The organism is Tenggerimyces flavus, from assembly GCF_016907715.1.
GTDB classification, from domain to species: Bacteria; Actinomycetota; Actinomycetes; order Propionibacteriales; family Actinopolymorphaceae; genus Tenggerimyces; species Tenggerimyces flavus.
This window is the reverse complement of record NZ_JAFBCM010000001.1, coordinates 3,101,681-3,119,899: the sequence shown is the minus strand read 5'-3', so window position 1 is coordinate 3,119,899 and position 18,219 is coordinate 3,101,681. Positions and strand designations below refer to the sequence as shown.

Here is an 18,219-nt window from a genome sequence, read left to right as displayed (position 1 = left end):
AACACGTGTTGCACCTCACCGCTTGCGGAGCGACGCCTCGTGGCGCGCCATCGTCGTGGCGAGGTTCGTCTCGACGAGGTCGTCCACCTCCACCGAGGCTTGACGGAGCGCGAGGTAGAGCGCACCGACGACGGGTGGATGTGGTGGAACGACGACCCGCCAGCCGGGCAGGGCCTTCGACAGCAGCAGCTCGAGCCGCGACAGCAGCGGATTGCCGGCACGCATCAGCCCGCCGGCCGTGACCACCACGTGGTCGGCGGGGTCGTCGATCCGCGCCGAACGAGCCGTCGCCAGTACGAGGCGGGCGAGCTCGGCCGAGGCGTCGTCGACGATCGTGCTGGCGAGCGGATCACCCTCGGCGGCGAGGCGCAGGACGATCGGGGCGAACCCGGCGCGTTCGGGGCGGTCGATCTGGTTCGCGTACACACGCCGCGAGATCGCCCGCAGGTCCGGCGCGTTGAAGTAGTCGAGAACGGCGTCGTACAGCGCGCTGCGCTCGACCCGGCCGTCCTCCACCGCGGCCGCGGCGTGGAGCGCCCGCATGCCGAGCCAGTACCCACTGCCCTCGTCGCCGAGCAGATGCCCCCAACCGCCGCGGACCTCGCGCGTACCGTCCGACGAGACGGCCACGGCGACCGCACCCGTGCCCGCGATCAGGCCCACGCCCGGGCGGCCACGGCTGCCACTCGCCAGCGCGGCGTACACGTCGTGCTCGGCCGTCAACGCCTCCACCGCGACGAGATCCCGGACCACCCGGTCGGCGATCTCGATCCCCGCGGTGAGAGCGAGGTAGGCGGAGACGAGCTTGGCTGGCCGCGGTTCGACCGACGCGAGCGCTCCGGTGACGGCGGCGGTGAGCGCCGCGGTGGTCTGGCGGAGCCCCGCCTCGGTCTCGATCCGTTCGCAGCCCGCGCCCCGGCCGACGCCGACGATCTCCCCACTCGGACGAGCGAGCAGCGCGATCGTCCCGGTTTGTCCGGCGTCCACGGCGAGGACGAAGCTCATTGCCGTGACCCTAGTCGCAGTCCGGCTCGTCGAGGCAGCCCAAGCTGAACATCGTGAGGCCACCTGCTGACGGTGGCGTGCGGCGAAACTGAGCGAGCCGGGGCTGCGCCATCAAGCTAGTGCGCTGGGGCGGCGGAGACGAGAGGTTGCGGAAGGAGCAGCAAACCAGCGAGTGAAGGGTCTCTGGGAGGTGGAGGAGGCCCGATGAGCAACGACCGCTCGCCGTCCGACCTCGTCGCCCGCGTCAAGGACACCTTGCAGGCAGCGGCGTCGGCGTTGGCAGCGGCGAGTCGACCAGTTCCGGCCCAGCGGTTCGGCCTGCGTACCAACCAGCGCCGCTGGCACTGGCTCGTCATCGCCCTGGCCGCTGCGGTCGCCGTCAGCCTCGCCCTCGCGATCCCGTACGGGCTGTTGCACCGTTGAGAAACGTCGCGCCGCGGTAGCGCGAAGATTCTGCGATATTCGAGCAACGCGGGGGCACGGCTGGGTGTCTCCTCCTTCGTGACGGAGACGTCTATCAGCCTTCGCCGAGCTCAGACTCTGGCCACGACCGCCGCCGACGGCATGGCGCGTTCGGAGCCGGAGACGGATCGTGACGAGGCGGTCGCTCAGCTGTACGAGACCCACTGGCTCGGGATGGTCCGGCTCGCGGGACTCATGCTCGGCGACCGCCCGTCCGCGGAGGATGTCGTCCAGGACTCGTTCGCCGAGCTCTACCGGCGCTGGGACAAGGTGCGCGACCGGTCGAAGGTCGTGACGTACCTGCGTTCCACCGTCCTCAACCGGAGCCGGAACGTCATCCGCCGCCGGCAGCTGGCGCTGCGCAGGAAGCCGCTGTACGAGCCGCCCGTCTGGTCCGCCGAGTCCGAGGCCGTCCTCGGCGAGGACCGCCGCGAGGTGCTCGTCGCCCTCAACAAGCTCCCCGCAAGGCGCCGCGAGGTACTGATCCTGCGGTACTTCGTCGACCTGTCCGACGCGCAGATCGCCCAGACCCTCGGGATCGCCGAGGGAACGGTACGGTCGGCGGCCCATCACGGACTCGCCACGCTCGCCAAGATCCTGAAGGGAGAGAGCAGGTGAACGATCAAGGCATCGAGCAGCGCCTCCGCGAGGCACTGAAGAGCGCCGGCGCCGAGATCGCCCCGCACGGCATCCGCCCACCGGGGCTGGAAGTGCGTACGCGCGAACGCCGTACCCGCTGGACGCTGGCCGCCGCGGTGGCGGCCGCCTCGGTCACGCTGGCGTTCGGCGTCCCGTTCGCCCTGCTCAACAAGGGAAACTTCGACCCCGCCGGCTCCTTCGACCGACCCAAGGACCCGGCTCCCCTCGAGCTGGTGGTCCCCTCCACCCCGCTGGACTTCTACCTCAACCTCGCGTGGAACGGCGGCCGATTCTCGGCTTACTCGGTCCCCACGACCTCCGACAGCCAGCCGAAGGACTTCTTCAACGACTCGGACTACCGCTCCGCGGCGGCGGCTCCCGACCGGAGGAGCTTCTACCTGGCCAGGCACGACGCCAGCAGTGCCGCGTGTTCGACGCGGATCAGCGTGCTCAGCGTCGAGCAGGAGACCTCTCGGGCCACGCAGTCCACCGTGAAGGACACGGTCGCGACCGGCAAGCGGTACAGCAGTCTCGCGATCAGTCCCGACGGCAGGAAGCTCGCGGCGTGGTACGACACGATCGAGTGGGACGGCAGGCAGTGCGTGACGAACGCAGCCACCACTCACGGCGTGGTGGTGTTCGACCTGTCGACAGGCGGCAAGCGCACGTGGACCCTGTCGACGATGAAAGGATCCTTCGCGCCGGTCGGGATCAACGCGCTCAGCTGGTCGCTGGACAACCGGTACCTGGCGTACCCCCTGGACTTTCCGAGAGCCGTCCCTCCCGCCGAGGTCCTGATCAACTACGGGAAGACAGCCCTGGTACGCCAGCCAGGCCCCGCGGCCGATCAGTTCCGCTACCTCGACACGACGCGGCCGGACGGCACGCTGCCCAGCAACAGCCGGGAGATCACCCGGGACACGAAGGAGCTGTCGAAGTACGTCAGCGTCCAGCTGCTGACGTCGAACCAGTACTACCCGCAGGCTCTCACCGGGTTCGCCCCACAAGGTGGCGCCCGGGTGCTTGCGGTGGGGCTGGAATCCGACGGGGTCACGCGCGCCCTGCTGGAGATCCGGCTAGGGTCCGGCTCGGTGAGTGTCCTCGACCCCTCGTACAACCCGAACGTCCGGGCGGTCAGCTGGTAGCGGCCCCTGGCACGATGGACCCATGGCTCAGACCACGTCCGACCTTCGCGTCCTCCTGCTCGAGAACATCCACCCCGACGCCGCGACGCTGTTGTCCAGTCGCGGCTTCTCGGTGGAGACGTACGACGGCGCCCTGGACGGCGACGAGCTGGTCAAGCGGTTGGACGGCGTGCAGGTGCTGGGGATCCGTTCGACGACGCAGCTCACCGCCGCGGTGTTCGAGCAGGCGCCTGACCTGCTGGCGGTCGGCGCGTTCTGCATCGGGACCAACCAGATCGACCTGCCGGCGGCGACCGAGCGCGGGATCGCGGCGTTCAACGCCCCGTTCTCCAACACCCGCAGCGTGGTCGAGCTCGCGCTCGCCGAGATCATCGCGCTGACGCGGCGGCTGACGGACAAGAGCAGCGGCATGCACGCGGGCGTGTGGGACAAGTCGGCGGTCGGCAGCCACGAGATCCGCGGGCGCGCGCTGGGGATCGTGGGGTACGGCAACATCGGCTCGCAGCTGTCGGTGATCGGCGAGGCGCTGGGGATGTCGGTGTACTTCTACGACCCGGTCGACAAGCTGGCGCTGGGGAACGCGCGGCGATGCGCGTCGCTGGACGAGTTGCTGTCGGTGGCGGACGTGGTGACGCTGCACGTGGACGGGCGGCCGGGGAACCGGGACCTGTTCGGCGAGCGCGAGTTCGCGCTGATGCGGCCGGGCTCGATCTTCCTGAACCTGTCGCGCGGCTTCGTCGTCGACCACGACGCGCTGCGGACCCACATCGAGTCCGGGCACATCGCCGGGGCGGCCGTCGACGTGTTCCCGAACGAGCCGAAGCGGCGCGGCGAACCGTTCTCGTCGGTCCTGCGCGGGCTGCCGAACGTGATCCTCACGCCGCACGTCGGTGGGTCCACGGAGGAGGCGCAGCAGGACATCGGGCGCTTCGTCGCGGCCAAGCTGCTGCACTACGTGGTCGACGGCACCACCTCGCTGTCGGTCAACCTCCCGGCGCTGGCGTTGCCGGAACAGGCGTCGACGCATCGGCTCGCGCACGTACACCGGAACATCCCGGGCGTGCTGGCGACGATCAACGGGCTGCTGGCGGAGCACGGCGTGAACATCGAGGGTCAGTACCTCGGCACCCGAGGCGAGGTCGGCTACGTGATCACCGACTTCGGCGCGTCGGCACCGCCGTCGGTGCTCGAGCGTCTGGCCGGGATGCCGGAGACGATCCGGCTGCGCTCGCTGAGCTAGCCTCGGGATTTCAGGTGTGGGTGGGTCGCCTTACCCGGCCAGTGACCGCTCTACCTGGCGTCCACCCCACGTAAAGCGGCCGTTGATCATGTAAACATGATCATTGGCCCCAGGGCGGGACGGGCCGAGCGGACCCACCGCCGGACGAAAGGTCGAAGCTAGAACGTGTCCAGCGTGGCTTCGCGGGCCGGCAGGGTCTGGGCCTGAACGAGCAGGAAGAGGGCCTCGCGGGCGTGCCGCTGGCCTGCGCTGGTCAGGGCCATCGAACGGCCGCCGCCCGCGACGACCAGGGCTGTCGTCGCGTCGACCAGGACCCGCTGGGCCTCCGCGCGGACCGACAGCCGCTCCGCGTGTGCCTCGTCGAGCGACACCGACTCGTGCAACTCCTCCGACCGCGCCTGCACAGCGGCCAACCGCGACGACAGGCGGTCAGCGGCACCGAATCCAGCAGGCAGGTCGGCCTTCGAGGACAGCTCCCGTAGCTTCCGCAGCGCAGCGGCGGCGACCCCGAAGACGCCCGGGTTCACGTTCACCGTCTGCCGCTGGTCCATCCGCAGCCACTCCTGGATCGGCATTCGCTGCACGATGTGCGAGTCCGGAATCACCACGTTGTCCAGCGCCAGCCGCACGGTCTGCGTCGACGTCATCGCCGCCATCCGCATCGGCGCCGAGGCGATCAGCCCGGGGCGCGGCCGCGCGTTGACGATGCCGAAGACGACCTCGCCGTCCGCGGACGCGCCGCCGAGAGAGAGGACGTCGTTCAGGCCCCAGCCCGTGTACCAGGGCGCCATCCCGCGGAACCGCCAGCCGCCCTCCACGCGCGTCGCCTCGACCGGCCGGTCGGGCCAGCCGCGCAGGTGCGCGAACGCGGTCCCCGCCACGAGCTCACCCCGCACCAGCTGCGGCAACAGGTCCGCACGGATCGGCGCGGAGCTCTCGGCGAGCATGCGTACGGGTCCGTGGTGCTGCGCGGTCACGAACCAGGTAGCGCAGTCCGCACCGGCCAGCACCTGCTGCACCCGACGCCACACCGCGGCGGGCACCTCGGACCCGCCAGCGGACGAGGGCGCGACCAATCCGAGCAGGCCGGCCTTACCGATCGCCTCGAGGTGCGAACGCGGAACGACGTCCGCATCCACCTCGGTCGCGGACGGTTCGAGCAGATCGTCAGCGAGCTGCCGGGCGGCCTGCAGCATCGGATGTTGATCAAGGTCGGTAACCGACGCAACGTTGGTCACGACCCCGATCCTTCCATCGCTACGAGTGACCGCTCGCCCCGGGTCCGGTGAACACTCTGCCCAGGTTGTGCCAGCACACGTCGGCGAGCCAGTCGTCGCCCAGGTCCAGCCGCACCAACGCCTCGAGCGCATGGGCGTACGGGTACGGGATGTTCGGGAAATCGCTGCCGAACAGCACCCTCTCCCGCAGCGCCGCGAACCGGCCCAGCAGCTCCGGCGGATACGCCGCGAAGTCGGAGAAGAAGTCCGTGAACACCATCGTGGTGTCCAACATGACCCGTTCGTATCGTTCCGCCAGCTCGAGGAACTCCCGGTACTCTGGCGCGCCCGCGTGGGCGATGATCACCGGCAGTCGCGGGTACGAGCGCAGCACGCCGGCCACCGGCTCCGGCCCGGTGTGGCTGTTCGGGACCGGCCCCGACCCGGCGTGCAGAACGAGCGGCACACCGGAATCCTCGAGCGCGCCGAACACCGGTCGCAGGTACGGGTCCGCGAGCTCGAAGTCGCCGACCTGCACGTGCGCCTTGAAGACCTGCACACCCTGCTCGATCGCCGCGGCGACGTACTTGCCGGCCTCCGGCTCGGGGAAGAACGTCGCGGACGGCAGACATTCCGGCACCGAGGCCGCGAACGTCCAGGCCCACTCGTTCAGGAACGTCGCGATGCCGGGCTTGTGCGCGTACGGCAACGCGGTGAACCGCCGGACACCCAACGAACGCAGAACCGAGACCCGCTCCTCGTCGCTCCCCTTGTAAAGGACCGGCCACTCCCGCCCGAGGAATGGCCCCGCCAGGTCGAAGTGTCGCCACACCGCCGCCATCACCCGCGGCGGCATGAAGTGCACATGCACGTCCGCGAGACCCGGAATCCCCAATGCCGCAAGAAAAGCAGGAACGTCGGCGTCGACCGTCGGCGACGTCACCACGAGCCGCCTCCCCCGCCACCACCGCCGCCACCGGACGACGAGCTGGACGAGAACCCGCTGCTGCCGGACGACGACGAGCTGCCGCCGCTGCTCCCCGTGGACACCGGCGTCGTCGCCGCCACGGCCACCGCCGAGACCCCAGCCAGGTTGAGCGAGTAGTCGCTGTACGACCACGGCCGCGGGCCGTCGTACCAGGACGGCGACGGCGGGATCCGACCGGCGCGCGCCAGCCGTTCGCAGACGTTCGCCCACTTGTCCGCGAGACCGAACGCGACGGCCCACGGCAGGTAGCGACTGAAGATGTCGACACCCTCCTCGAACCTCAACCGCTCGGCCTCCGCGACCTCGAGGTAGCGCCGGAATCCCCGCACCTGTTGGGCAACCGCCTCCCCCGCAGCGGTACGGCCGCTCCGGACGAACAGCGACGCCACCGCCGCCACGACGCCGAGGACGATGCCCAACCCGAGGAGGCCGAGCCCCAGCGATCCCAATCCAGTGACGATCACGAGCAGGATGAAGAACCCGAAGAACCCGCCAAAGGCCAGCCCGATGCACGAACCCGCCGACAGTGTGAAGCCCAGCCGCGGGTACCAGTTCCGTTCGACCGCGAGCTTGCCGAGCCGGTCCGACACGGCGTTGTGGGCGCGGGCGAACTCGTTGTTGGGGCCGGCGAACGACAGCGAGACGGTCGTGTTCGTGCCGAACAGGTTGCTGATCAGCTCGTTCTCGTGCGGCCGCAGGCTCGCGTCCGGACCGCGCCCGACGGTCAGCGTCCAGTTCGTCGGCTGCCGCCCCGGCACCGTGTCCGCGCCCTCGGAGATCCGCAGGTAGCCGCGCGCGGCGAGGTCGAGCAACGTGGCCGTCGTGTGCGTCGAGTCCACCCGCCGGTTGAGCAGAACGCCTGCCTCGCCTGGCGAAACGTCCTTCGGCGGGCCGAACTGGACGGCCGTGCCATCCGGGGCGAGCAGCGACACGTACTCCTCGCGTGCGGGTTGTCCGGGCGCTGGCGTCAGGCCGGGCGTGACCCCGACGTACCGCTTGTCACGCCGCCGCCGGACCGCGAACAGCAGCGGGACGCCACCGATCAACGCGAACGCCCCCGCGCCGCCGGCCATGTTCGCGGGAGACACCGCGAACGTACGCTTGAGCGCGTTCCGCTCCTCGAGCGTCGGCGCCGGAATCCGCACGCCGGCAAGGTCGAACGCCGCCACGACCGTGAGGACCTCGCCCGGCTCGACGGAACGCTGCGTGAAGACCGCCTTGCCGTCGGCGAGAACGTCGTCGTCACAGGGGTTCTTGCTGCCGGGAGGGCCGAAGAGGCAACGCTGGTGGGTGATTCCGCCCGGCGCCTCGACCGTCACGGTGAGATCGTCGATCGGCACCTGCCAGTGCGGGCCGGCCGCGTCCCAGAACAGCTCGCCGGTCCCGTTCGGCTGGGCGTTGAGCGCACCCTCGATCGTGTAGGTGAGCCGATACGACTGCGGCCCGCTGACCGTCGCGTCCGGATCGCCGATCCGGATGCGGGTCTGGTCGCCGAGCTCCTCGACGTCCACGTCCGCCGGCGCGCCCGTCGAGCTGGACGCCTCGACGCCCACGATCGCGTACTCCCGGTTGCGGTCACCGTCGTAGGGCTCGCGCGTGTCGAGGAGCCGTTCCGGCCCGTGGTTCGGCGTCGCGCCGAAGTCGAACCGGAACTCCTCGGTGACGTGGACCGAACCGTTCGCCTGCACGGCGTAGGTGATCCGGTACGGCCCGAGCTGGCCGTCGTCCGCGGCCAGGGCCGGGCTCGCCGGCGCCACCACGACCAGCACCGCAGCCACGACTGCGATGATCCCCGAACGTCGCGTCCGGCCCGTCGAGGAAGCGGTCAATGTCGGGCGGTCAACGACCGCCCGTCGGAGTCGAAACTGAGCGGGCCGGACGCGACCATCAGCGCTGTGCCTCATGTGCGCTTGGACTCCGCGGTCAGGGCAACCGTTCCCGGCGTCACCACGACCCGCCGCCTCCGCCACCGCCGCCGCTGCCCGACGACGAGCTGGACGAGAAGCCGCTGCCGCCCGACGACGAGCTTCCCGAGCTCGTGGTCACCGGCGGCGACGAGTTCGACACGGCGGCGGCCGAGAAGCCAGCCAGGCTGGTGTTGTAGTCGCGGTACGACCACGGCCGGGTGCTCTCGTACCAGGACGGCGAGGCCGGGATTCGTCCCGCCTTGGCGAGGTCGTGGCAGACGTTCGCCCACTTCTCCGCGATGCCGAACGCGACCGCCCACGGCAGGTACCGGCTGAACACGTCGATCCCCTCCTCGAAGCGCAGCTTCTCCGCCTCCGCGACCTCGAGGTAGTGCCGGAATCCCCGCACCTGTTGAGCAATCGCCTCACCAGAAGCCGTCCGGCCACGCCGCACGAACAGCGACGCGGCCGCCACGACCAACGCCAGCAGGATGCCAGCCGCGAGGAAGCCGAACCCGGCCATGCTCAGGAAGACCATGCCGACGATCACGCCACCGAGAATCGCGATCGAGGCGAAGACCAGCCCGATGATCGAGCCGGCATCCAGCGCTCCCGCCGGCCGCGCGGCGAACCAGTTCCGGTCGACGACGGTCTTCCCCAGCGACTTGATCACCGCTCGGTGTGCGTTGGTGAACGCCGCGAGGTGCCCGCCCTTCGACAGCGCGATGGACTGCATGCTGGCGAACAGGGTCGTCAGGAACCCCTGCTCGTGCGGTCGCAGGCTCGCGTCCGGCTCACCTGTCGCGGTGAGCGTCCAGCCCTTCGGCTGCTGGCGCTTCGGGGTCACCTCAGTCTCGGCGATGTGCAGGTAGCCGCGAACGGCGAGGTCGAGCAGCGTCGCAGTGGTCTGCGTCGAACTGAGCTTGCGATCGAGCAGAACCCCAGCCTCCGCAGGCGAAACGTCCTTCGGCGGGCTGAACTGGACGACGGTCCCGTCGGGTTCGAGCAGCGACACGTACTCCTCGCGTGCCTCCTGCCCCGGTACGGGCGCGAGACCGGGAATCTGGTCGACGTACTTCTTGTCGCGGCGTCGCCGAATCGCCAACGCCAGCGGGACACCGCCGATCAGCGCGACCGCGCCGACACCGCCGCCGACGCTCGCCGGGGACGGCGTGAACGCGTCCCGGAACGGGTTGCGGTCCTTGAGCAGCGGTGCCGGGACGTTCACGTCCGCAAGGCTGAAGGCCGCAACGACCGTGAGGACCTCGCCCGGTTCGATGGTCGTCGCGGCGAAGACAGCGTCGCCGCCAGCGATCCGCGAGGAGCAGGGGTCCGTGCTACCAGGTTTGCCGAAAAGGCAACGCTGCTTGGAGATTCCACCGGGAGCCTTGACCGTGACCGCCACGTTGTCGAGCGGCACCGGCCAGTTCGGGCCGGCGGCGTCCCAGAACAGCTCGCCGCTCCCGTCCGGCTGCGCGTTCAGGGCTCCGACGAGGGTGTACGAGAGCCGGTACTTCTGCGGCCCGCTGACCGTCTCGTCCGGGTCGCCGATCCGGATCCGGGTCTGGTTGTCGATGCCCTCGACGTCCACGTCCGCCGGCGCGCCCGAGGAACTCGACGCCTCGACGTCCTCGACCCGGTAGCTCCGATACCGGTCCTTGTCGAACGCTTCTCGCGTGTCGATGAGCCGCTCCGGGCCGTGGTTCGGGGTGCTGCCGAAGTCGTAGGTGAACCCCTCGACGACGTCGACGGTCCCGTCCGGCTGCACGGTGTAGGTGAGGAAGTACGGGTCGATCCTCCCGTCCTGGACGTCCTCGGCGTCCGCGAGTGCAGGGCTGGCGACCAGAACCGTAGCCAGCGCGGCTACGCACACGATCCCCCGTAGATGTCGGGTCATGCGACTTGGACTCCCCGTTACGTCGTCTTCGTTCCCAGCTTGGTCAGAACCTCGCGGAGCTGACCGAGCGACGCCGCGATCCACGGCAGCCGCAGCGGGTCGGCGCTGCGCAGCGCTTCCCACCGCTGGTCGGACGTCTCCCCGTACAGCAGGCTCGTCGCGACGCGGAACCGCAGCGCGTCCGGTTCGTCGCCGAACGCCTCACCGGCGAGCACTCCTACCCCGTAGCGGTCCAGCAGGAACGTCGCGGCGTCCGCCCCGGTCTTCGCGCCGTGCGCGGCGAACCAGTCGCGGTGTGGCTCGAGGTCCGGGTACAGGTAGAACGCGCCGGTCGGCGGGCGGCAGGTCGCGCCGGCCGCGACGAACTGGTCGTAGACCGCGGTCGCGACCGTTCGGTGCAGCTGGCGGCTCTCGGCGACGTGCTCGGTGACGTCCGGCGGCTCGGCGAAGACGTACGCGGCGACGTCCTGCATCGGGCCGGCGAGGCTCGACCAGACCTCGCTCGCCACGCCGACGATCGCGTCCCGCAGGCCGGCCGTTCGCTCGCCGTCAGGCAGCCGCGCGACGCCGATGCGCCAACCACCCAAGGCCATGCTCTTCGACAGGCCGGTCGTGACGACCGTACGTTCCGGCGCGACCAGGGCCGGGCTCAGCACCAGCGACGGGTCGTACGCGAGGTCGCGGTAGATCTCGTCGGAGAGGATCACCAGGTCGTGCTTGACCGCGACCGCGCAGACCTCGCGGACCAGGTCGGCCGGCGCGAGCGTGCCCGTCGGGTTGTCCGGCAGTGTCAGCACGAGAACGCCCGGCTGCCGGCCGCTCGCCCGCGCCTGCGTGAGCCGCGCGTCGAGGGCGGCCGGGTCGGGGACGCCGCCCGCCTCGGCGGCGATCGGGACGTCGATCACGTGCTTGGCCGCGAGCGCGGCCTGTGCGGCGTAGCTCACCCAGGACGGGCGCGGCAGCACGACGTCGCCGGGCAGGCTGGCGATCACCGCATACAGCAACGCCTTGCTACCCGGCGCGTACACCAGCTGGTCGGGGTCGGTCGCGAGCCCGCGGCGGTCGAAGTAGCCGGCCGCCGCCCGGCGCGCGGCCGGTGCGCCGACGACCGTGCCGTACGCGTTGTGGCCGGTGTTCTGGGCGAGAACGTTCGCCACCGTGGGGAGAACGGGCAGGCCCGCCTCACCGAAGCCGAGGTGCAGGATCTGCTCACCGCGCGCCTTGCGGGCCCGGATCGCTTCGTCGATGGCGAGGGTTGCGGAGTGAACGACCACGGCCCCTGTCTACCAGGAGCCGCCGCCCCCGCCGCCTCCACCGCCCCCGGAGAACCCGCCGGAGAAGCCCGAGCCGCCGCTGGAGGACGACGACGCCGTGGACGACATCGTGGAGCTCGTCGTCGACGCGAAGCTCGTCATCGAGTCGCCGAAGTGGTTGTGGTCGAAGCCGTTCGGGTTGGAGTACCAGTACAGGCCGCCGGCCGTGGCGCTGGTCGCGGCGAGGGCCGCGAACACCTTCGCCCACCGGTCGGTGACGCCGAAGACGATCGCGTACGGCAGGTAGCGGCTGAAGATGTCCTCGCCCTCCTCGAACCGCAGCTGGTCGGTCTCGGCGGTGGTGAGGTAGCGCCGGAAGCCCTGGACCCTGGCGAGCGTGGCCGTGCCCGTGGCGGTCCGGGCGGGCATCATGTGCGCCGCCAGGCGCATGACGAGACCGGCGATCACGAGTGCGACGCCGAGCACGGCGAGGCCGAACTGCTGGTTGGTGAACGCGACGCCGGTGCCGACGCCGGCGGCGATCGCGAGGAGCAGACCGGTGCCGCCCCAGGCGGAGCGGACCTTCTCCGGCGACTTGTGGAACCAGCCGCGCTGGACGGCGTCCTCGTACAGCAGCGTCTGCACCTGCTTGAGGTCGCTCGCGAACCGGTTCTTCAGGCGCGACATCTCGACGACCGGACCGATCTCGAACAGCGACGACAGCAGCTTGGTCTCGGCGTTGGAGAGCTGCCCCTGGCCGCCCTCGAGCTTGGTGAGGCGCCAGTCCTTGCTGTTCCAGAAGTGCTCCGGCGGGATCTCCTCGATGTGCAGGTAGCGGCGGACGGCGAGGTCGACGATCATCGCCGAGACGTCGAGCGCGTCGGCACGTTCGTCCATGATCGTGCCGGCGAGGGCCGGGCCGACACCGTCGGGTGGGCGGAACTCGGGCGCGACCTCGGGCTTGAACCAGCGCGCCGGCCGGCTGACCTCGGGCTGACCGGCGAGCGGGACGAGCCCCGGCGTGAGGCCGCCGTACTCGCGGTCACGGCCGCGGCGGAAGTAGCTGATGCCGGTGAACGCGATCGTCCCGACGAGGAGAGCACCGCCGATGCCGTACGTGATCGGGCCGGGCGCGGCGGCGGCCTCACCGACCGGGCCACCGAGGCGGTTGTTGCGGCCGGAGATCTCCGGCGCGGCCACGTCGACGACCCCATTGTCGATGCCGACGACGAACGTGAGCGGCTGGCCGTACGACAGGTTGAACTGGTCGAACCGCGCCTTCTTCGGGTTCACGATCCGCGCCCCGGCGCACTTGGTGTCGGCGCCCAGCTTGTCCGAGAAGCAGCTGACCTTGTTGATACCGCCGGGCGCGTTGACCGTGACGCTCGCCTTGGCGATCTGGACCGACCAGCCGGTGCCGATCGCGTCCCAGTAGAGCTCGTCGTGGTCGTCGAACGGGTTCATCGCGCCGCGGAGGTGGTAGCGGATCTCGTATGTCTGCCTGCCCGTGACGGTCTTGTCGGGGTGGCCGATGCGCAGGAACGTCTGGTCGGCGCCGGACTGCTCGTCCAGGTCGGCGGGCGCGCCGCTCGGGCTCGACACCTCGACGTCGTCGATGTGGTAAACGCGGTCGCGGTCCTCGTCGACGGCCTCGCGGGTGGGGATGTCGCGGGTGAGGCCGTGCCGGCTGGCGTTGCCGAAGTCGTACTGGATGACCTCGGTGACGTCGACGCTGCCGTCGGGGCGGATGTCGTACGTCGAGTCGTACGCGAGGATGCGCTCCTCACCGGCGGCGCTGGCCGCGGGCATTCCGCCTAGCAGGGCGGCCAGTCCGGCGATCAGACCTACCGCGAGAACACGCTTCTGGACCCCGTTCATGGGGCAAAAGGCTAGCGTTTGCCGCTGTTGAATCTCGCCATGGCCCGCTGGGCCTCGCGGTCGGCGTCCCGCTTGGCGACGGCCTGGCGCTTGTCGTACTGGCGCTTGCCCTTGGCCAGGCCGATCTCGACCTTGGCCTTGCCGTCCTTGAAGTACATCGACAGCGGCACGATCGTGGTGCCGCTCTCGCTCGTCGCCGTGGCGATCTTGTCGATCTCCTTGCGGTTGAGCAGCAGCTTCCGGCGCCGGCGCGGCGCGTGGTTGGTCCACGTGCCCTGCACGTACTCCGGGATGTGCACGCCCTCGAGCCAGGCCTCGCCGTCGATCACGATGGCCCAGCCGTCGACCAGGGACGCGCGGCCAGCACGCAGCGACTTCACCTCGGTGCCGGTGAGAACCAGCCCGGCCTCGTAGGTGTCCTCGATGTGATAGTCGTGCCGCGCCTTCCGATTTTGCGCCACGAACTTCTGACCACGTTCTTTGACCATCCCTCTATCCTCGCGGATCGCCGCAACCCCTTTGCCGGGAGCGTGCGGTGCGGGTCGGCGCCACGAACTTCTGCCCACACTGGCGGTCCTTGATCATCCCTCTATCCTCGCGGATCGCCGCAACCCCTTTGCCGGGAGCGGTGACTTTTCACGTGGGCGGGATGCACCTCCATCGCGTGCCGATGCCGCCAAGCGTGGTGGCCGAGCACCCGGACTCCGGGATGCCGGGCCACCCGCTTGCGGCGACGCTTCGGACGTGGTCGTAGCGCACGCCAGAACTCGAACCTGCAACGAAACTTCATCTCTAGCGTTACAACCACTTCATCGGGTTAACGGTGTCACCGTTCTGATAGACCATGAAATGCAGGTGGCAGCCGGTCGAGTAGCCGGTCGTGCCGACGTACCCGATCACCTCGCCACGGCTCACCCGGTCACCGACATGCGCGGAGTAGCGGGAGAGGTGGTTGTACGAGGTGACGATCGACTTGCCGCTGATCCGTCCGTGCGAGACGAAGATCCGGTTGCCGTACCCGCCGTTGTAGTAGCGGCGGATGACCTTGCCGGACGCCGCCGCGCGGATCGGCGTACCGCACCCGGCGCCGAAGTCGGTGCCGTCGTGCAGCTTCCAGCGGTGCAGGATCGGGTGGAACCGCATGCCGTACGGCGAGGTGATGTGGCCGTACACCGGACGAGACAGCAGGCCGCCGCCGTCGTCGTTGCCGCCACCATCGTCGTTGCCGCCACCGTCGTCGTTGTCGTCGTCGTTCCCGCCGCCGTCGTCCTTCTTGCGCTCGCGCTCCTTGCGTTCCCGCTCCTTGCGCTTGCGCTCTTCCTCGGCTTCCTTGCGGGCGAGCTCCTTGAGCTCCTTCTTGATCCGCTCACGCTCGGCGAGCAGCGCGTCGTACTGCTTCAGGTCGTCGGACTTCGCCTGCGCCGCGGTCGCCTGGATGGCGGCGCGTTCGCGTACGTACTGACCGACCGCGTTCGTCGCCTCGAGCTGCTGGCGCTCGAGCTCGCGCATCCGGGTCAGGTTCTCGGCGGCTTCCTTGCGCTGGTGCTCGGCGTCGGCCTCGGCGAGCTCCAGGGCGGCCTTCTTGGCCGCGACCTCGGCGCGCGCGTCGTTCAGCCGGTCGAGCGACGTGGCCTGCGACTGCGCGACGCTGTCCACGATCTGCAGCCGGCTGAGCAGGTCGGCCGGCGACTCGCTGTTGAGAACGGCGGCGAGCTCGCCGAGCCCGGACTGCTGGTAGTTGGCGTTCGCGAACTCCGCGATCGCCTGACGTTGGTCTTTCACCCGGCTCTGGGCGGTGCCCAGGCTCGCCTTCGCACGGGTGACGCGGTCGCGGGCGGCGACCAGCTTGGCCGCCATCGCCGTGTCCTTGGCCTTCGCCGCGGACAGCTGGCCACGGACGAGCGCCAGCTTGTTCTGGGCGGCGGCGAGATTGACTTCCGCGGACTGGAGCGCCGCGGAGGCGGATTGGAGCGCGGCCGACGACTCGTCGAGGTCCTGCTTGGCACCCTCGAGCTGGCGGTCGACCTTGCGCTTGTCCTCTTGCGGCCCGGCCTGGGCAACGGGCAGCCCCACAGCCAGGGATGCCACCAGGGCACCAGCAATGACGACGCCCAGCGTTCGGCGGCGCCTTCGTACGGCGTGTCGCAGGATCCCGAACGGATCGACACGAGGTCTCGGGGCGGCCGGTGGGCCGTCCTGGGATGCGTTATCGGTCCGAGTCGGTCGGTCCTGGGATTCCAACAACGCGCCCTTGCGGGCACGGGGGAAGTGTCGGAACACAGGTCTTCCCTCCAGGAGATGCCCCGCCGCTAGGCGGAGATCTCGCTCTCGGATGCAGTTGTATTCCGCAGGCTAGCGGATCAACCTCACACGTTGAGGTATTTCCGTAGTGTGACAAACGATGCGATAACTGCCAAGAGAATCCCTAAACCAATCAAAACGGGCATCGTCGCGATCGTCGCGTCCCAACCGATCCACGGAACCGCCCGGATGCCGCTCCTGAGCCGCTCGGTGACCAGCGGCGCGAACGCGAGCGTGGCGCAGGCCAAAGCGGCTCCGGCCAGGGCGGATACCACGCTTTCGACGATGAACGGGAGCTGGATGTACATGTTCGACGCGCCCACCAGGCGCATGATCCCGATCTCTCGTCGCCGGCTGAAGACGGTCAGCCGGATCGTGTTGCCGATCTGCAGGATCGCGGCGATCAAGAGACCTCCGGCCAGGCCTATGGCCATCCATTGCAGCCCGTTCAGCCCCTTGAACAGGGGCTCGAGGACCTCGCGCGAGTCCTGCACGGAGTACACGCCGGGGAGTCCCTGGACCGCGGAGACCACGCCCTCGTACTGCTCGGGGTTCTTCAGGCTCACGCGGTACGACGACTGCAGGTCGTCGGCCTGGACGATGTCCGAGGTCGCCGAGTCCTGGTAGATCTCCTGGTAGCGCTTGAACGCCTCCTGCTGGGTCTCCTCGAAGACCCCCCTGACCTCGGGGTTGCTGGACAGGGTCTGCTTGATCTGCGACTTCTGGTCGTCAGTGACCTTGCCGTCGGCGCACTGCGGCGAGCTCGCGGTGTCGTTGCACATGAAGACCGCGATCTGCACCTTGTCGTACCAGAAGCCCTTGACCAGGTCGACCTCGGCGCGCAGCAGCATGCCGACGCCGAACAGGACGAGCGAGACCCAGACCGTGACGATCACCGCCACCGTCATGGTGAGGTTCCGGCGCATGCCGGTGCCGAGCTCGGAGAAGGCGTATCTGATCCGCATGGTTCCCTTGGGTCTTCTCGGTTACGTCTGGTAGCCGTACACACCGCGCGACTGGTCGCGGACGAGCTTGCCGCCCTCGAGCTCGATCACGCGCTTGCGCATCTGGTCGACGATGTTCGAGTCGTGTGTGGCCATCATCACGGTCGTCCCGGTCCGGTTGATCCGGTCGAGCAGCTTCATGATGCCGACAGACGTGCTGGGGTCGAGGTTTCCGGTCGGCTCGTCGGCGATCAGGATCATCGGCCGGTTGACGAACGCCCGGGCGATCGCGACGCGCTGCTGCTCACCGCCGGACAGTTCGTCCGGCATCCGCAGCTCCTTGCCGTCCAGGCCGACGAGCTCGAGCACCTCCGGGACCACCTTGGTGATGTGGTGCTTCGGCTTGCCGATGACCTGGAGGGCGAACGCGACGTTCTCGTGAACGGTCTTGTTCGGGAGCAGTCGGAAGTCCTGGAAGACCGTACCGATCTGGCGCCGTAGGCGTGGGACCTTCCAGCCGGAGAGCCGGTTGAGCTCCTTGCCTGCGACGAAGACCCGTCCGCGGCTGGGCCGCAGCTCACGGAGCGCGAGCTTGAGGAACGTGGACTTGCCCGAACCGGACTGGCCGACGAGGAACACGAACTCGCCCTTGTCGACATCGACAGTGACATCGGCGAGCGCGGGCCGCGTCTGCCCGTCGTACACCTTGCTGACGTTCTCGAACCGAATCACGGGCGCTTTCCTGGCTGGTAGGGGCTGACCAGTCGTCGAGTGTACGTCTACCGGATGTGATCTTCGGGCAGCTACCCACCGCAACGCGCCGCGGGTGGTCCGGGCGGGCGAGGATAGGGACATGGCAGCACAACGGATGAGCTCGACGCCGTTGCCCGGGATCGGCGTGCGGTACGACCTGACCACCAAGGACGAACGGGACGTCTCGGTCGTCGCGCTCCGCGACGGGTCACGCACGATCAACGTGTACAGCCACGAGGACCCCGACAACTGCGAGGCCGCGCTCCGGCTCACCGGCGACGAGGCGGGGCTGATCATCAACGCGCTGGCGCCGGACCACCAGAACCCGTCGATCCTGCACACGACCTCGCTCGGCCTCGTCGCGGAGCGGATCGAGCTGGAGAGCGAGTCAGCGTGGAACGGGCGCGTGCTCGGCGAGGCCCGGATCCGTACCGAGACCGGTGCCTCGGTGGTCGCGGTGCTCCGCCGGAACGAGGCCATCCCCTCGCCGACGCCGGACTTCCGGCTCGCCACCGGGGACGCCCTGATCGTGATCGGCACCCGCGAGGGCGTGGACGCGGCCGCGGCCATCCTCGGGCAGGACTGACCGC

16 protein-coding genes are annotated in these 18,219 nt (G+C 69.6%); 5 read left to right on the top strand and 11 right to left on the bottom strand.

The features are described from left to right. Positions 1-15: 15 nt before the first annotated feature. Positions 16-1,005, bottom strand: a complete 990-nt coding sequence (locus JOD67_RS14615; RefSeq protein WP_205117990.1) for an N-acetylglucosamine kinase — start codon at positions 1,003-1,005, stop codon at positions 16-18. 204 nt (positions 1,006-1,209) lie between these two features. Between JOD67_RS14615 and JOD67_RS14610 the strand changes: the two genes are divergently transcribed. From JOD67_RS14610 to serA, 4 genes are all read left to right on the top strand, one after another. Then, complete coding sequence (locus tag JOD67_RS14610; protein WP_205117989.1) at positions 1,210-1,428, top strand: hypothetical protein; 219 nt, start codon at positions 1,210-1,212, stop codon at positions 1,426-1,428. Positions 1,429-1,506: 78 nt separating this feature from the next. Next, positions 1,507-2,085: an RNA polymerase sigma factor gene (locus tag JOD67_RS14605; RefSeq protein WP_307782396.1), complete on the top strand. Its 579-nt coding sequence runs from the start codon at positions 1,507-1,509 to the stop codon at positions 2,083-2,085. After that, positions 2,082-3,251: a WD40 repeat domain-containing protein gene (locus JOD67_RS14600; protein ID WP_205117988.1), complete on the top strand. Its 1,170-nt coding sequence runs from the start codon at positions 2,082-2,084 to the stop codon at positions 3,249-3,251. Before JOD67_RS14605 ends, JOD67_RS14600 begins: the two co-directional genes overlap by 4 nt. Before the next feature lie 22 nt (positions 3,252-3,273). After that, complete coding sequence (gene serA / locus JOD67_RS14595; protein WP_205117987.1) at positions 3,274-4,491, top strand: phosphoglycerate dehydrogenase; 1,218 nt, start codon at positions 3,274-3,276, stop codon at positions 4,489-4,491. Positions 4,492-4,649: 158 nt separating this feature from the next. On the opposite strand, the gene JOD67_RS14590 is transcribed toward serA, so the two are convergent. The 10 genes from JOD67_RS14590 to ftsE form a co-directional block, all read right to left on the bottom strand. Next, positions 4,650-5,729 carry an acyl-CoA dehydrogenase family protein gene (locus JOD67_RS14590; protein ID WP_205117986.1) on the bottom strand — a complete coding sequence of 360 codons (1,080 nt, stop codon included), beginning with the start codon at positions 5,727-5,729 and terminating at the stop codon, positions 4,650-4,652. A gap of 19 nt (positions 5,730-5,748) precedes the next feature. Then, on the bottom strand, positions 5,749-6,651 hold the full coding sequence (locus tag JOD67_RS14585) for an amidohydrolase family protein (protein ID WP_307782395.1): 903 nt from the start codon (positions 6,649-6,651) through the stop codon (positions 5,749-5,751). After that, the gene (locus JOD67_RS14580; protein ID WP_205117985.1) at positions 6,648-8,474 is read right to left on the bottom strand and encodes a DUF2207 domain-containing protein; all 1,827 of its coding nucleotides are present in this window, start codon (positions 8,472-8,474) and stop codon (positions 6,648-6,650) included. Before JOD67_RS14580 ends, JOD67_RS14585 begins: the two co-directional genes overlap by 4 nt. A 166-nt stretch (positions 8,475-8,640) precedes the next feature. Further along, complete coding sequence (locus JOD67_RS14575) at positions 8,641-10,500, bottom strand: DUF2207 domain-containing protein (protein ID WP_205117984.1); 1,860 nt, start codon at positions 10,498-10,500, stop codon at positions 8,641-8,643. Between the two features lie 17 nt (positions 10,501-10,517). Next, positions 10,518-11,774: a pyridoxal phosphate-dependent aminotransferase gene (locus tag JOD67_RS14570; RefSeq protein ID WP_205117983.1), complete on the bottom strand. Its 1,257-nt coding sequence runs from the start codon at positions 11,772-11,774 to the stop codon at positions 10,518-10,520. 9 nt (positions 11,775-11,783) lie between these two features. After that, the gene (locus tag JOD67_RS14565; RefSeq protein WP_205117982.1) at positions 11,784-13,631 is read right to left on the bottom strand and encodes a DUF2207 domain-containing protein; all 1,848 of its coding nucleotides are present in this window, start codon (positions 13,629-13,631) and stop codon (positions 11,784-11,786) included. 11 nt (positions 13,632-13,642) lie between these two features. Beyond that, a complete protein-coding gene (gene smpB / locus JOD67_RS14560) occupies positions 13,643-14,119 on the bottom strand; it encodes an SsrA-binding protein SmpB (RefSeq protein ID WP_205117981.1) in 477 nt (158 codons plus the stop codon). A gap of 310 nt (positions 14,120-14,429) precedes the next feature. After that, positions 14,430-15,719, bottom strand: a complete 1,290-nt coding sequence (locus JOD67_RS14555; protein ID WP_205117980.1) for a M23 family metallopeptidase — start codon at positions 15,717-15,719, stop codon at positions 14,430-14,432. Between the two features lie 278 nt (positions 15,720-15,997). After that, positions 15,998-16,897, bottom strand: a complete 900-nt coding sequence (gene ftsX / locus JOD67_RS14550) for a permease-like cell division protein FtsX (protein ID WP_205117979.1) — start codon at positions 16,895-16,897, stop codon at positions 15,998-16,000. 21 nt (positions 16,898-16,918) lie between these two features. After that, positions 16,919-17,608, bottom strand: coding sequence for a cell division ATP-binding protein FtsE (gene ftsE, locus JOD67_RS14545; protein ID WP_205117978.1), 690 nt, complete (start codon positions 17,606-17,608; stop codon positions 16,919-16,921). Positions 17,609-17,729: 121 nt separating this feature from the next. Here ftsE and JOD67_RS14540 point away from each other — a divergent pair, with 121 nt between their 5' ends. Further along, on the top strand, positions 17,730-18,215 hold the full coding sequence (locus JOD67_RS14540; protein WP_205117977.1) for a cation:proton antiporter regulatory subunit: 486 nt from the start codon (positions 17,730-17,732) through the stop codon (positions 18,213-18,215). The last annotated feature ends 4 nt before the right edge of the window (positions 18,216-18,219 follow it).